Origin of the sequence: Streptomyces sp. SID10853, assembly GCF_010548145.1 — a bacterium.
Lineage (GTDB): Bacteria > Actinomycetota > Actinomycetes > Streptomycetales > Streptomycetaceae > Streptomyces.
The window spans coordinates 1-13,311 of record NZ_JAAGLN010000197.1; the positions used below are offsets into that span (position 1 = coordinate 1).

General features: G+C 71.0%; 11 protein-coding genes and 1 pseudogene. 8 read left to right on the forward strand and 4 right to left on the reverse strand.

The window, feature by feature from the left end; genetic code table 11:
* From G3I19_RS27800 to G3I19_RS27825, 6 genes are all read left to right on the forward strand, one after another.
* On the forward strand, window positions 1–2,083 hold a 2,083-nt coding region (locus tag G3I19_RS27800), incomplete at its 5' end, for a MinD/ParA family protein (RefSeq protein ID WP_164266466.1).
* 176 nt (window positions 2,084–2,259) lie between these two features.
* The gene (locus G3I19_RS27805; protein ID WP_164266467.1) at window positions 2,260–4,164 is read left to right on the forward strand and encodes an ABC transporter substrate-binding protein; all 1,905 of its coding nucleotides are present in this window, start codon (window positions 2,260–2,262) and stop codon (window positions 4,162–4,164) included.
* 3 nt (window positions 4,165–4,167) lie between these two features.
* Window positions 4,168–5,238 (forward strand): ABC transporter permease, encoded by a 1,071-nt coding sequence (locus G3I19_RS27810; RefSeq protein ID WP_164266468.1) that lies wholly within the window; start codon window positions 4,168–4,170, stop codon window positions 5,236–5,238.
* Window positions 5,235–6,140, forward strand: a complete 906-nt coding sequence (locus G3I19_RS27815) for an ABC transporter permease (protein WP_164266469.1) — start codon at window positions 5,235–5,237, stop codon at window positions 6,138–6,140. Before G3I19_RS27810 ends, G3I19_RS27815 begins: the two co-directional genes overlap by 4 nt.
* Window positions 6,137–7,177 (forward strand): ABC transporter ATP-binding protein, encoded by a 1,041-nt coding sequence (locus G3I19_RS27820; protein WP_203600408.1) that lies wholly within the window; start codon window positions 6,137–6,139, stop codon window positions 7,175–7,177. Before G3I19_RS27815 ends, G3I19_RS27820 begins: the two co-directional genes overlap by 4 nt.
* Complete coding sequence (locus G3I19_RS27825) at window positions 7,174–8,181, forward strand: ABC transporter ATP-binding protein (RefSeq protein WP_164266470.1); 1,008 nt, start codon at window positions 7,174–7,176, stop codon at window positions 8,179–8,181. The genes G3I19_RS27820 and G3I19_RS27825 overlap by 4 nt, the downstream gene beginning before the upstream one ends.
* A gap of 100 nt (window positions 8,182–8,281) precedes the next feature.
* Here the strand turns inward: G3I19_RS27825 and G3I19_RS27830 are convergent, their stop codons facing one another.
* Window positions 8,282–9,277: an endonuclease/exonuclease/phosphatase family protein gene (locus tag G3I19_RS27830; protein ID WP_343235229.1), complete on the reverse strand. Its 996-nt coding sequence runs from the start codon at window positions 9,275–9,277 to the stop codon at window positions 8,282–8,284.
* 183 nt (window positions 9,278–9,460) lie between these two features.
* Between G3I19_RS27830 and G3I19_RS27835 the strand changes: the two genes are divergently transcribed.
* Together G3I19_RS27835 and G3I19_RS27840 are read left to right on the forward strand one after the other, a co-directional pair.
* Complete coding sequence (locus G3I19_RS27835) at window positions 9,461–10,156, forward strand: response regulator transcription factor (protein ID WP_164266472.1); 696 nt, start codon at window positions 9,461–9,463, stop codon at window positions 10,154–10,156.
* Between the two features lie 10 nt (window positions 10,157–10,166).
* A complete protein-coding gene (locus G3I19_RS27840; RefSeq protein ID WP_343235228.1) occupies window positions 10,167–11,261 on the forward strand; it encodes a HAMP domain-containing sensor histidine kinase in 1,095 nt (364 codons plus the stop codon).
* Here G3I19_RS27840 and G3I19_RS37740 read toward each other — a convergent pair.
* The 3 genes and pseudogenes from G3I19_RS37740 to G3I19_RS27855 form a co-directional block, all read right to left on the reverse strand.
* A pseudogene (locus G3I19_RS37740) lies at window positions 11,218–11,915 on the reverse strand (MFS transporter); the annotation flags it as partial. The gene G3I19_RS27840 and the pseudogene G3I19_RS37740 sit on opposite strands and share 44 nt — an antisense overlap.
* Window positions 11,916–11,951: 36 nt before the next feature.
* Window positions 11,952–12,905 carry a bifunctional riboflavin kinase/FAD synthetase gene (locus G3I19_RS27850; protein ID WP_164266473.1) on the reverse strand — a complete coding sequence of 318 codons (954 nt, stop codon included), beginning with the start codon at window positions 12,903–12,905 and terminating at the stop codon, window positions 11,952–11,954.
* A gap of 49 nt (window positions 12,906–12,954) precedes the next feature.
* Window positions 12,955–13,311, reverse strand: a 357-nt coding sequence (locus G3I19_RS27855) for a hypothetical protein (RefSeq protein ID WP_164266474.1), incomplete at its 5' end; no start/stop codon positions are given.

Consider the following 13,311-nt stretch of genomic DNA (forward strand, 5'->3'; position numbering starts at 1 on the left):
CTACGGGTTCCCACAGCCCGCCCCCCAGCCGCCGGCCCCCCGGGCAGAACAGCCGCCGCAGCCGCAGGCCGGGTACGGATTCCCGCCGCCGGCGCCCGACCAGCCCGCCCCGCACCTGCCTCAGCAGTCCCAGGCCGGTTACGGGTTCCCGCAGCCCGCCTCGGCCCCTGCTCCCGACCAGTCCGCACCTCAGCAGCCTCAGCAGCCTCAGCAGCCGCAGGCCGGGTACGGGTTTCCGCAGCAGCCCCGGCGGGTGGAGTCCGCGCAGCAGCCGCTGCCGCCGCAGGCTCCTCAGCCGCCGCAGAGCGGTTATGGCTTCCCGCAGCAGCAAGGAGCGCCGCAGGGACAGGCAGGGTACGGATTCCCGCAGCCCGCCCCCCAGCCGCCCGCTCCTCAGCCGCCCCAGGCTCCCCAGGCGGGCCAGCCCCAGCAGCAGCCTGCGCCGCAGGGACAGACCCCGCAGCCGCAGCACCCGGGTTCCGGCTACGGATTCCCGCAGCCGGGGGCTCCTGCACCGGGCGTGCCCGCGCCGCAGGACCCGCAGGCCCAGGGCCCCGGGCAGGGACAGCAAGGGCAGCAGCAGGCGCAGCAGCCCGCTGCCCCCGCCGCCCCCGTCGATCCCCGCAGCGGGGCCAGTTGGCCGCAGCCCGTCGCCCATGACCAGCGGGAGCGTTCCGTTCCCGGTGCGCCGCTGGGGTACACGGCGGCCGTCGAGCTGTCGTCCGACCGGCTGATCCGCAACAAGCAGAAGACGAAGAGCAGCCGCAGCGGCCCGGCCGGTGCCTCGCGCTTCAAGATCGGCGGCAAGAAGGAGGAGGCCGAGCGGCAGCGCAAGCTCGACCTCATCAGGACGCCGGTCCTCTCCTGCTACCGGATCGCCGTCATCAGCCTCAAGGGCGGTGTCGGCAAGACCACGACGACGACCGCGCTGGGCGCCACACTCGCGACCGAACGGCAGGACAAGATCCTGGCGATCGACGCCAACCCGGACGCGGGGACGCTCGGCAGGCGGGTACGGCGGGAGACCGGGGCCACCATCCGTGACCTGGTCCAGGCGATCCCGTACCTCAACTCGTACATGGACATCCGCCGGTTCACCTCGCAGGCGCCCTCCGGTCTGGAGATCATCGCCAACGACGTGGACCCCGCCGTCTCCACCACGTTCAACGACGAGGACTACCGCCGGGCGATCGACGTCCTGGGCAAGCAGTACCCGGTCATCCTCACCGACTCCGGCACGGGGCTGCTCTACAGCGCCATGCGGGGCGTGCTCGACCTCGCCGACCAGCTGATCATTGTCTCCACCCCGTCCGTCGACGGCGCGTCCAGCGCGAGCACGACGCTCGACTGGCTCTCGGCGCACGGCTATTCGGAGCTGGTCGCGCGGTCGCTCACGGTGATCTCCGGGGTCCGCGAGACCGGCAAGATGATCAAGGTCGACGACATCGTGCAGCACTTCGAGACCCGCTGCCGGGCGGTCGTCGTGGTGCCGTTCGACGAGCATCTGTCGGCGGGCGCCGAGGTCGACCTGGACATGATGCGGCCGAAGACCCGTGAGGCGTACTTCAACCTCTCCGCACTGGTCGCCGAGGACTTCCAACGCGCCCAGCAGGCACAGGGGTTGTGGACCGGCAATGGCCAGGGCACCCCGCCCCACATGCCCCCGCCGATGCCCGGCGGGCAGCAGCAGCCGTACGCACCGCAGGCACCGCAAGGGCCTCAGGGACCGCAAGGACCACAGCAGCCCTACGGTGGCCAGCAGCCCCCGCAGGGACAGCCCGGTCAGCCCGGTCAGCCCGGTCAGCAGCCCTATCCGCCGCAGCAACAGGGGTGGCAGCAGCAGCCCCCACACCAGGGGCAGCAGGGGCAGGGACAGCCCGCGCACCCGGGGCAGCCCGGCTCTCCGCCTCCGCAGGGACAGCCCTGGCAGCAGCAGCCCGCCCAGCCGGGGCAGCCGCAGTCCCCGCCCCAGCCGCAGGGACACCCAGGTCAGCCCGGTCAGCCGGAGCCGCAGGGGCCGGTCCCGCCGGCCGGATGGCCTCAGCAGCAGCCCCCGCAGGCGCCGCCGCCCCCTCAGCAGTAAGGCGATAAGGGTATAGACCACTGAAGGCCCGCACCGTGTGAACGGTGCGGGCCTTCAGACATTTGTGCAGACCAGGCACGGTCTTGACGACCGTTGACATGTCTAAACCAGCGCTGATAAACCTTCGCTTCACCAGCTGGCGACTCCATGATTCACCTGACGCGAGGTCAACGCCCATGGACAGAAGAGTTCCGACCGGCCCCATCCGGCATCGTTCCCGTTTCCGTCTGCTCCTGGCCACCGGTGCGACCGCCTTCGCCCTGACGGCCGCCGCCGCGACCCCGCTGAATCCGGTCCCCCAACAGGCCCGCGCCACCACGGCCGTAACCCCCGCCGAAGCCCCCGCGGACTCCGCCTCTGACGCCGGCTCAGGCTCCGGTGGCAAGAAGGTCCTCACCGTCGCGGTCAACCAGAGCGTCGACTCGCTGAGCCCGTTCCTCACCACGCGCCTGGTGTCCACCACCGCGCTGCGGCTCATGTACGAGTACCTGACCAATTACGACGTCAAGGACGGCCACACCATCCCGGGCCTCGCCAGCTCCTGGAAGTCGTCGTCATCGAAGCTCACCTGGACCTTCACCATCCGGAAGAACGCCACGTGGTCGGACGGTCAGCAGGTCACCGCCGACGACGCGGCCTGGACGTTCAACAAGATGATGACGGACAGCGCGGCCGCCACCGCCAACGGCAGCTTCACAGCGAACTTCAAGAAGGTCACGGCCCCCGACGCACGGACGCTGGTCGTGCAGCTGAAGAAGCCTCAGGCCACCATGACCGCACTCGATGTGCCGATCGTGCCGAAGCACATCTGGGAGAAGGTCGGGGACTTCTCGAAGTTCAACAACGACAAGCAGTTCCCGGTCGTCGGTGACGGGCCGTTCATCCTCACCGACTACAAGGTCGACCAGTATCTGAAGTTCAAGCCGAACAAGACGTTCTGGCGCGGCGCGCCCAAGTTCGACGAGCTGGACTTCAAGTACTACAAGGACAACGACGCGGCCGTCGCCGCCCTGCAGAAGGGTGAGGTCTCCTTCGTCCAGGGCCTCACCCCGGCCCAGGCCGCGGCCCTGAAGACCGAGAAGAACATCAAGGTCAACGACGCCCCCGGCCGGCGTTTCTACGCACTCGCCACCAACCCGGGCGCCAAGGCCAAGAACGGCAAGAAGATCGGCGACGGCAACCCGGCCCTGCTGGACCCCCGGGTCCGCAAGGCACTGTTCGCCGCGACCGACACCAAGACCATCATCGACAAGGTCTTCCAGGGACACGCCGTCGAGGGCGCCGGCTATATCCCGCCACGCTTCTCCAGCTACTTCTGGAAGCCGTCGGCGAGCCAGAAGATCTCCTACGACCCGGCCAGGGCGGCGGCCCTGCTGGACCAGGCGGGCTACAAGAAGAACGGTGACGGCAAGCGCGTCGGCAAGGACGGCAAGCCGCTCACCTTCCGGCTGCTGTGCCATGCGACCGACCCGAACGACAAGGCCATCGGCCAGTACATGCAGGAGTGGTGGGGCAAGCTCGGCATCGGGCTCAGGATGAGCTGCCTCGACAACGTCTCCGACCCCTGGCTGGCCGGTCAGTACGACCTGGCGTTCGACGGATACTCGGTCAATCCCGACCCGGACTACGTCCTGTCCATCCACACCTGCGCCGCGCTGCCCGACACGCCCAAGGGCACCGGGTCCACCGACAACTTCATCTGCGACAAGAAGTTCGACAGCCTCTACGCCCAGCAGGCCGCCGAGTACAACCCGGCCAAGCGCGCCGGTCTGGTGAAGCAGATGGAATCGCGGCTGTACGACACCGGGTACATGAATGTCATGGCCTATCCGAACGCAGTCGAGGCGTACCGTACCGACCAGATCAAGTCCATCGACACGATGCCCCTGGCGGCGGGCAACATCTGGGGCCAGGACGGCTACTGGAGCTTCTGGTCGGCGGTCCCCGCCGACCACAGCGCCTCGAAGTCGTCGGGTTCCTCGACGGGGCTCGTCATCGGCATCGTGGCGGCTGTCATCGTCATCGGGCTCGGAGGCTTCGTCGCCCTGCGCCGCCGTTCCACCGCGGAAGACCGTGAATAACCCATGAGCGCTGCCGGCACCACTTCGCTCGCGGAGGGTGCGGCCGACGGCCCGGTCCAGGTCAAGACCGGGCCGTCCGGCCCCCGCACCCGCAACGCGACCGCGTATCTGCTGTATGTGGCGGGCAAGCTGGGCGGCGCCGCCGTCTCGCTGGTCGCCGTCCTCGTCACCAGTTTCTTCCTGTTCCGGATCATCCCGGGCGACCCGGTCCGCACCATGACGCACGGTCATCCGGTCACCCATCAGCAGCTGCTCGCCCTGCGCAAGCAGCTGGGGCTCGATCTGCCGGTCTGGCAGCAGTTCACCCAGTACTGCACCAAGGCGCTCAGCGGCGACCTGGGCACCTCGTACCAGTTCCACGCCCCCGTCGGCCAGCTGATCGCGCAGAAGCTGCCCGCGACGCTGCTGCTCACCGGTGTCGCCGTGGTGATCTACTCCGCGCTCGGCCTGTGGCTCGGCACCCGCTCCGCGTGGGGACACGGCAGGCTCGGTGACCGGATCTCGACCGGGGTGGCGCTGACCCTGTGGTCGGTGCCCGCCTTCTGGCTCGGGCTGCTGCTGATCATCGTCTTCGCGGTGGGCATCGGCCCGATCCCGGGGATGTTCCCGACCGGCGGCATGGAGTCCGGCGGCCTGACGGGCTTCGCATACGTCACCGATGTGGCGCACCACCTGGTGCTGCCCGTCATCACCCTCGTCGCGGTGGGGTACGCGCAGACCCTGCTGGTGATGCGCTCCTCGCTGCTGGACGAGATGGGCAGCGACTATCTGACGACGGCCCGGGCCAAGGGGCTGCGCGACGTCCTCGTGCGCCGTCGGCACGCCGTGCCCAACGCCATGCTGCCGACCATGACCATGATCTTCATCAACTTCGGCCGGGTGGCGGCCGGTTCGATCCTGGTCGAGACGGTGTTCTCCTGGCCCGGCGTCGGCGGTCTCTTCTACTCGGCGCTGAGCGTGCCGGACCTTCCGCTGGTGCAGGGACTGTTCGTGGTCTTCGCGGGCGCGATGATCCTCACGAACCTCCTCGCCGATCTGCTCTATCCGCTGCTCGATCCCAGGGTGGGCCGATGACGACCGCACAACCGACGGCGGGCTCGCTCGCCCGGGCCAGGCAGCGCGAGTCCCTGGGCCGCTTCTGGCAGCAGTACCGCACCCACCGGGCCGGGGTCTTCGGGCTTGCCGGGCTCGTCCTCATCGCGGTGATCGCGCTGGCCGCGCCGCTGCTCGTCGGCAGTGACGTGCAGAGCGTGACCAAGGCGCCCGGCTCACCGCTGGAGGCGCCCAGCGGCGAGTTCCCGCTCGGGACCGACCAGTTCGGGCGTTCGCTGCTCGGGCTGCTGGTCTGGGGCGCCCGGATCTCGCTCACGGTGGGGCTGCTGGCCGCCGCGCTCTCGGTGGCCATCGGCACCCTGGTCGGGATCATCGCCGGGCACTTCGGCGGCTGGTTCGCGACGGTACTGATGCGGATCACCGACTGGTTCCTGGTGATGCCGACCCTGGTGCTGGCGATCGTGCTCGCGACGGTGCTCGACCACTCGCTCTGGACGGTGATCCTGGCGATCGGTGTCACCTCCTGGCCGACCACGGCCCGGCTGGTGCGGGCACAGACCATCGCCGTGGAGTCCCGTCCGTACATCGAGCGCGCCAGGGCGCTCGGGGGCGGCCACGGCCATGTGATGACCCGGCACGTGCTGCCCAATGTGGTGCCGCTGGTGCTCACCCAGACGACGCTGGGCATCTCCGACGCGATCCTCACCGAGGCGACCCTGGCCTTCCTCGGCCTCGGTGACCCGACGCTGATCTCCTGGGGCGGCATGCTCCAGGACGCCCGGGAGGCGGGCGCGGTCTCCTCGGGGCACTGGTGGTATCTGGCGCCGCCCGGGATCGCCATCGCGCTCGTCGCGCTCGCCTTCACCCTCTGCGGCCGTGCCGTGGAGGCCGTGCTCAACCCGAAGCTGGGGGTGGGACGTTGAGCCTCCTCGAAATCAAGGACCTGCACGTGACCTACGGGTCGGGGGCCGCCGCCGTGCCCGCCGTGCGCGGGGTGGACCTGACCGTCGGGGCCGGGCAGAAGCTCGGGATCGCCGGTGAGTCGGGGTGCGGGAAGTCGACGCTTGCCCTCGCGCTGCTGCGGCTGCTGCCCGCTTCGGCGAAGCTGAGCGGCGAGATCCTGCTCGACGGCGAGGACGTCCTCACCATGAAGTGGGGGCGGCTGCGGGCCGTCCGCTGGGCGGGCGCCTCGATCGTCTTCCAGGGCGCGATGCACTCCCTCAACGCGGTGCACCGGATCGGCGACCAGATCGCGGAGCCGCTGCTCGTCCACCACCAGGCGACCCCGGCCGCCGCGCGCGGGCGGGCCCGCGACCTGCTGGAGCAGGTCGGGCTGCCCGCGGCGCGGGCCGACGCCTATCCGCACGAGCTCTCCGGCGGGCAGCGGCAGCGGGTGATGATCGCGATGGCGCTGGCCTGCGACCCGCAGGTCATCGTCGCCGACGAGCCGACCACCGCGCTCGATGTGATGATCCAGGCCCAGATCCTGCGGCTGATCGAGCGGCTGGTCGCGGACCAGGACATCAGCCTGCTGATGATCAGCCACGACCTGGCGGTGCTGGCCGACACCTGCGACCGGCTGGCCGTGATGTACGCGGGCCGGGTCGTCGAGGAGGGCCCGGCCCAGCAGGTCTTCACCGGTGCGGCCCACCCGTACAGCACCGCGCTGTCCGGGGCCTTCCCGCGCATCGGCGACCCCGCTTCCCGGCGTGCCCCGCGCGGGCTGCCCGGTGACCCGCCCGATCCGGCCGCGCTGCCGTCGGGCTGTACGTTCCATCCGCGCTGCCCGGTGGCCCTGGACGAGTGCGCGACCAGCGAGCAGGAGCTGCGGGACGCCGGTCCTGGGCGTCAGGCGGCCTGTCTGCTCGTGGAGCCGGGCGCCGGCGCGGTGGCGGCGCCGAGTGCCGGTGCCGGTCCGGCCGCCGAGCCCGGTGCCGAGGAAGCAAGGAGCACCTCATGACCACCCCCCCTCCCCTGCTCAGCACCACGGCGCTGGAGGTCGCCTTCCCCGGCAGGCGCGGGGCCTCCCCGGCGCGCGCCGTCGACGGGGTGGACCTCGACATCGGGCCCGGTGAGATCGTGGCCCTGGTCGGCGAGTCCGGGTGCGGCAAGACGACGCTCGCCCGCACCCTCCTCGGACTCGTACGGCCGACGTCAGGGCAGGTCACCTTCGGGGGCGAGCCGCTGGACCTCTCGGCCCGTGCCCTCAAGGCGTACCGCAAGCGCGTCCAGCTGGTGCTCCAGGACCCGAGCGGTTCGCTGAACCCGCGGCACACCGTGTACGAGGCGGTGGCGGAGGGCCTGCGGATCCACGGGTACACGGGCGACGAGCGGGCCGCCGTGTCCGAGGCGCTCTCCCGGGCGGGGCTGCGGCCCCCCGAGCGGTTCTTCCTGAAGTATCCGCACGAGCTGTCGGGCGGTCAGCGTCAGCGGGTGGTGATCGCGGGGGCGCTGGTGCTCGAACCCGAACTCATCGTGGCGGACGAACCGGTGGCCTCGCTGGACGCCTCGGTGCGCGGTGAGATCCTCGCCCTGCTGCTGCGGCTGCGGGACGAGCTGGGCCTCTCGGCGCTGGTCGTCACCCATGACCTGGGGCTGGCGTGGAACATCGCGGACCGGGTGGCGGTGATGTATCTCGGCCGGATCGTGGAGACGGGCGACGTGGACCGGATCCTCACGGCGCCCCAGCACCCGTACACCCAGGCGCTGCTGTCGGTGATGCCGGACGCCCCGACGGAACCGGTGGTGCTCACGGGCGAGCCGCCGGACCCGTCCAGGGTCCCGCCGGGGTGCCGCTTCCATGCCCGCTGCCAGATCCTGGCCTCGGGTGAGGCGGAGCGTGCGGGGGTGGCCGACGCCTGCCGTACGCAGGATCTTCCGGTGCTGGCGGGAGGCGGGGATGACGCGGTGGCGTGCCACTGGGCGGCGGCGATGAAGACGGCGGGACCGGTACCGGCGTCCTGAGGTGGTGCGGCCGGGCGGTGTTTCCGGGGGATCGCCGCAGGCCGCCCCAGCAGGGTGCCGAGGTGTTCACCAGCTGATCCCGGCCGCTACCGGCACGTGGTCACCATTTGATCCCGGCCGCAACCGGCAGGTGGTCGCTGCCGTTGGCGGGCAGTACCCACGAGCTCTCCGGCCGCACACCGCGGACCAGGATCTGGTCGATCCGCGCCACCGGGAACTTCGTCGGCCAGGTGAAGCCGAAGCCGTCCCCGGCCACCTCCTGGGCCGAGTGCAGCTGTGCGGTGATGCCGCTGAACGCGCGGTCGTCCATGGTGCCGTTCAGGTCGCCGAGCAGCACCGTCCGCCCACCGGGACCGGCGGCGACCGCCCTGCCGAGCGCCTGCCCGCCCTTGTTCCGCGAGGCCGTCCAGAAGCCGGCCCTGGGATTCACGCGTACGGACCCCAGGTGGGCCACGTACACCGTCAGCGGCCCGTGTTCCGTGGCCACCGTGGTGCGCAGCGCCCGGTTCGAGGCTATCTTCTCGGCGGCCGGTTCGGTGTCCGCAAGCGGCCCGTAGTTCACGATGTCGATCGGCCGGGTGTCCGACAGCGGCAGCTTGCTCCACAGCCCGACCGTTCCCTGCACCGTGCGGTACGGGTACGCCTTCGCCAGGTCCTTCTCGTATGTGCCCATGGCCTGCGGGGTCAGCTCGACCAGGGCCAGCACGTCCGCGCCCGATGCGGCCAGGTCGCGGGTGGTGCGGGCCGGGTCGGGGTTGTCGGCGTCGACGTTCTGGCTCACCACGGTCAGGTCGCCGCCCCGGTGGGCCTTGTCGCCGAGCAGCCCGCCGAAGAGGCTCAGCCAGACCAGAACCGGCAGCAGCAGCGCGACCACCGCGGAGGCGGAGCGGCGCCACACCGCCCCGGCCAGCAGCACCGGGATGAACAGGCCGAACCACGGCAGGAAGGTCTCCACCAGGCTGCCGAGGTTCCCGATCCGGTTCGGGATCTTCGCGTGCCCAAGCATCAGCAGGCCGAGCAGCAGTGCCAGCACCGTGAGCACCGGACCGCGCCTCCAGAGCCCCGGACGGAAGGCGGCGCGTACCGCCCGGCGGATACCCGTGGGCCGGGTCCCGGAGCTGTGTCCGGGCGGCTGGGGGGAGCCGGGGAATCCCGCGGGTGGTTGTTCGCACTGCTGGTGGGATCGGAGCATGCGGCCAGTCAATTCGCCCTGGTGTTACCCGCCCGTATGTGCTTTTCGATATGCCGACGATATGGGCCGGCTCGTAGCATCGGCGGCATGCGTGTGCTGATCGTGGAGGACGAGCCCTATCTGGCGGAGGCCATCCGTGACGGCCTGCGCCTGGCGGCGATCGCGGCCGACATCGCGGGTGACGGCGGTACCGCGCTGGAACTGCTGAGCGTCAACACGTACGACATCGCCGTCCTCGACCGCGACATTCCCGGCCCCTCCGGTGACGAGATCGCCGGACACATCGTGGCCTCCGGCAGCGGCATCCCGATCCTCATGCTCACCGCGGCCGACCGCCTCGACGACAAGGTCTCCGGATTCGAGCTCGGCGCCGACGACTACCTCACGAAACCCTTCGCGCTCCAGGAGCTCGTGGTCAGGCTCAGAGCGCTCGACCGCAGACGTGCCCACAACAGGCCGCCCGTGCGGGAGGTCGCGGGTCTGCGGCTCGACCCGTTCCGCAGGGAGGTCTACCGGGACGGCCGCTATGTCGCGCTGACGAGGAAGCAGTTCGCGGTGCTCGAAGTCCTCGTCGCGGCCGAGGGCGGTGTCGTCAGCGCCGAAGAACTCCTGGAACGCGCGTGGGACGAGAACGCCGACCCGTTCACCAACGCCGTACGCATCACCGTCTCGGCGCTGCGCAAACGGCTCGGCGAACCCTGGATCATCGCCACCGTGCCGGGCGTCGGCTACCGCATCGGCACCCAGCAGGACACCGGCCGCGAGCGAGCGGACCGTGGATAGGGCAGCCGGGGTGAGTGTGCGCCTCAAACTCACCCTCAGCTACGCCGGGTTCCTCATGCTGGCGGGGGTACTGCTGCTCGCTGCGGTCTGGGTTTTCCTCCTGCGTTACGTGCCCGACCGTGCGTTCATCGTCCCCGGCTCCACTGGCACCACTCCTGGTGTCTTCCCCGTCCGGTCCAGCCTCCTGCACATTTTCGCCCCGCGGGCGGCCGCGGTGCTGGTGTTCCTGCTGGTGCTCGGGCTCGTCGGAGGGTGGATGCTCGCCGGACGGATGCTCGCCCCGCTGACCCGCATCACCGGCGCCGCCCGCCTGGCTTCGACCGGATCGCTCTCTCACCGGATCCGGCTGCCGGGCCGCGAGGACGAGTTCCGCGAACTCGCCGACGCCTTCGACACCATGCTCGAACGGCTGGAAGCACACGTCGCCGAACAGCAGAGATTCGCGGCCAACGCCTCACACGAACTGCGCACCCCGCTGGCCGTCTCGAAGGCGATTCTCGATGTGGCCCGCACCGACCCGGACCACGACACCCGCGAAGTCATCGACCGTCTCCACACCGTCAACACCCGGGCGATCGCCCTGACCGAGGCGCTGCTCCTGCTCAGCCGCGCCGAGCAGCGGACCTTCACCCGTGAACGCGTCGACCTGTCCCTCCTGGCGGAAGAAGCCACCGAAACGCTCCTCCCCCTCGCGGAGAGGAGTGGCGTCACCATCGAGGTCGGCGGCGACACCGCCCTCGCGAGGGGGTCGCAGGCGCTGCTGCTTCAGCTGACCACGAACCTCGTGCACAACGCAATCGTCCACAACCTGCCCGGACGGGGTGCCGTGTGGGTCCATACCGGCATCCGGCCCTCGACGGTGGTACTCACCGTCGAGAACACCGGCGAGAAGCTCACCCCCCAGCTGGCCTCGACACTCACCGAACCCTTCCAGCGCGGCACCGAGCGCACCCACACCGACCATGCCGGTGTCGGCCTCGGCCTGGCGATCGTCAGAACCATCACCCAGGCGCACGACGGGACGCTCACCCTCACCCCGCGCGACGCCGGCGGGCTCCGCATCATGGTGGAACTGCCCGCTGCGGCCCCACCGGCCGACAGATGACGGGTCGGGGAACAGGCACCGCGGGCGCCGGCGCCCGCGTCCGCAACCCCGGTGTCAGGGCCAGGGACACGGCGACAGACAGCGCGGCCATCACTGCCATGGCCGTCGCCGCCGACGTGTGCTGGGCCACCGCGCCCGCCAGGGCGGCGCCCGCCCCCTGGAGGGTGAGCATCCCCGAGGTGTGCAGCCCGAGCGACTGGCCCTGGATGTCGTGCGGGGTCAGCTCCACCAGACGCTCCATCAGGACCAGGCTCGCCGCGTATCCGACCGAGGCGGCCCCGACGGCGGTCACCGCGAGCGGCAGCCCCGGCCGGCCGCGAAGACCAGATAGGGCGCGGCGAGCAGGAGCAGCAGCGGCAGGGCGAGCCGGGCCCGCCACCGCGGGGGCACGATCCGGCCGACCGTCACATCCCCGGCCAGCATCCCGAACGCGGCGACCGCGAGCAGCAGCCCCGCGTGCCCGGGTGCGTACGGCACGAGGACCGACTCGCAGCCGACGATCAGCCCGTTGGGCACCCAGAGCGCGAGGTAGACGTACCGGCGCGGCGCCGACGACCAGATCAGCCGGTTGACGCGCCAGGTCTCCCGGACCGATGGGCGGCCCGCCGACCGGGCCGGCCGGCTGCTGAGCCCGCCGAGCGCGACGGCCGCGGCTGAGTACGCGTCCCGGCGGGCCGGCGCGGTACGCCGTCAGTGCGACTCGTACGCCTCGACGAGTGCCCGGCAGCGCTTCACGTCGTCCGCCATGGCCACCAGGAGCGCGTCGATCGAGTCGAACTTCTCCATGCCGCGTACGTAGGCGAGGAAGTCGACGGCGACATGCATGCCGTACAGGTCGAGGCCGACGCGGTCGATGGCGTACGCCTCGACGGTGCGCTCGCTGCCGTCGAACTGGGGGTTGCTGCCCACTGAGATCGCCGCGGGCATCCGTTCGCCGTCGGCGGTCAGCCACCCCGCGTACACCCCGTCCACCGGGATCGCGGTGTGCGGAAGCGTCTCGACGTTCGCCGTGGGGAAGCCCAGCTCACGGCCGCGCTGTGCGCCGCGGACCACCACGCCCTCGACACGGTGCGGGCGGCCCAGGATCTCGGCGGCGCCGGTCATGTCGCCCTCGGCGACCAGCCGGCGGGTGAGGGTGGACGAGAACGGCTCGCCGCCGCCCGCCTCCCCGCTCACCGAGAGATCGACGATGTCGACCTCGTAGTCGTACGTCGAGCCCAGCTCGGCGAGGAAGCCGACATTTCCGGCCGCCTTGTGGCCGAAGCGGAAGTTGGGGCCCTCGATCACGGCGCGCGCGTGCAATTTGTCGACCAGGACCTTCACGATGAAGTCGGCGGGCGACAGCTTCGAGAACTCGGTCGTGAAGGGGAGGATCAGCTGCGCGTCCACACCCAGCTCCGCCATCAGCTCGGCACGCCGGTGGTGCGGGGCGAGCAGCGGCGGGTGGCTGCCGGGCCGCACGACCTCGCTGGGATGCGGGTCGAAGGTGACGACCACGGCGGGAACGCCCAGCTCACGCGCGCGCCGCACGGCCCGCCCGATGATCAGCTGATGGCCGCGGTGCACCCCGTCGTAGGAGCCGATGGTGACGACGCTGCGTCCCCAGTCCTGGGGAATGTCCTCCAAGCCACGCCAGCGCTGCACTGAGACCGCTCCTCGCCCGAACCCGTGTACATGATCAATGCCCTGCCAGTTACGCAGGTCTAAGACTGCCATGTCCGGCGCTCGCGGCGTGCATCGGCATCGGGGCCGCGGGCTCCCCGGCCGCGAGACGGGTCTGCGGGCCGACGATGACGGCCCACTCCTGGGGTGCGCGGGCCAGCCAGTCGGCGAGCTGTCCCGCGAAGACGGGTGACCGCGTGGACAGTTCGGCCAGCAGCCGGTCGAGCGCGGCCGCCCCGTCGGGTGTACGGACCAGCAGCAGTCCCGCGCGGTGGACCAGGTCGCGGGTCCTGGGTTCGGCGCGGCGGGCGGCGCCGTCCGCCGCGGCCCGCACCAGGGCCTCCAGGACGGCCGCACCGTCCCTGGCCTCGAACCGCTCGTACTCGAG

Excerpts from the sequence above, each read along its gene's own strand:
- G3I19_RS27805 (WP_164266467.1), top strand. The coding sequence starts at position 2,260 with ATGGACAGAAGAGTTCCGACCGGCCCCATCCGGCATCGTTCCCGTTTC.
- G3I19_RS27810 (WP_164266468.1), top strand. The coding sequence starts at position 4,168 with ATGAGCGCTGCCGGCACCACTTCGCTCGCGGAGGGTGCGGCCGACGGC.
- G3I19_RS27815 (WP_164266469.1), top strand. The coding sequence starts at position 5,235 with ATGACGACCGCACAACCGACGGCGGGCTCGCTCGCCCGGGCCAGGCAG.
- G3I19_RS27825 (WP_164266470.1), top strand. The coding sequence starts at position 7,174 with ATGACCACCCCCCCTCCCCTGCTCAGCACCACGGCGCTGGAGGTCGCC.
- G3I19_RS27835 (WP_164266472.1), top strand. The coding sequence starts at position 9,461 with ATGCGTGTGCTGATCGTGGAGGACGAGCCCTATCTGGCGGAGGCCATC.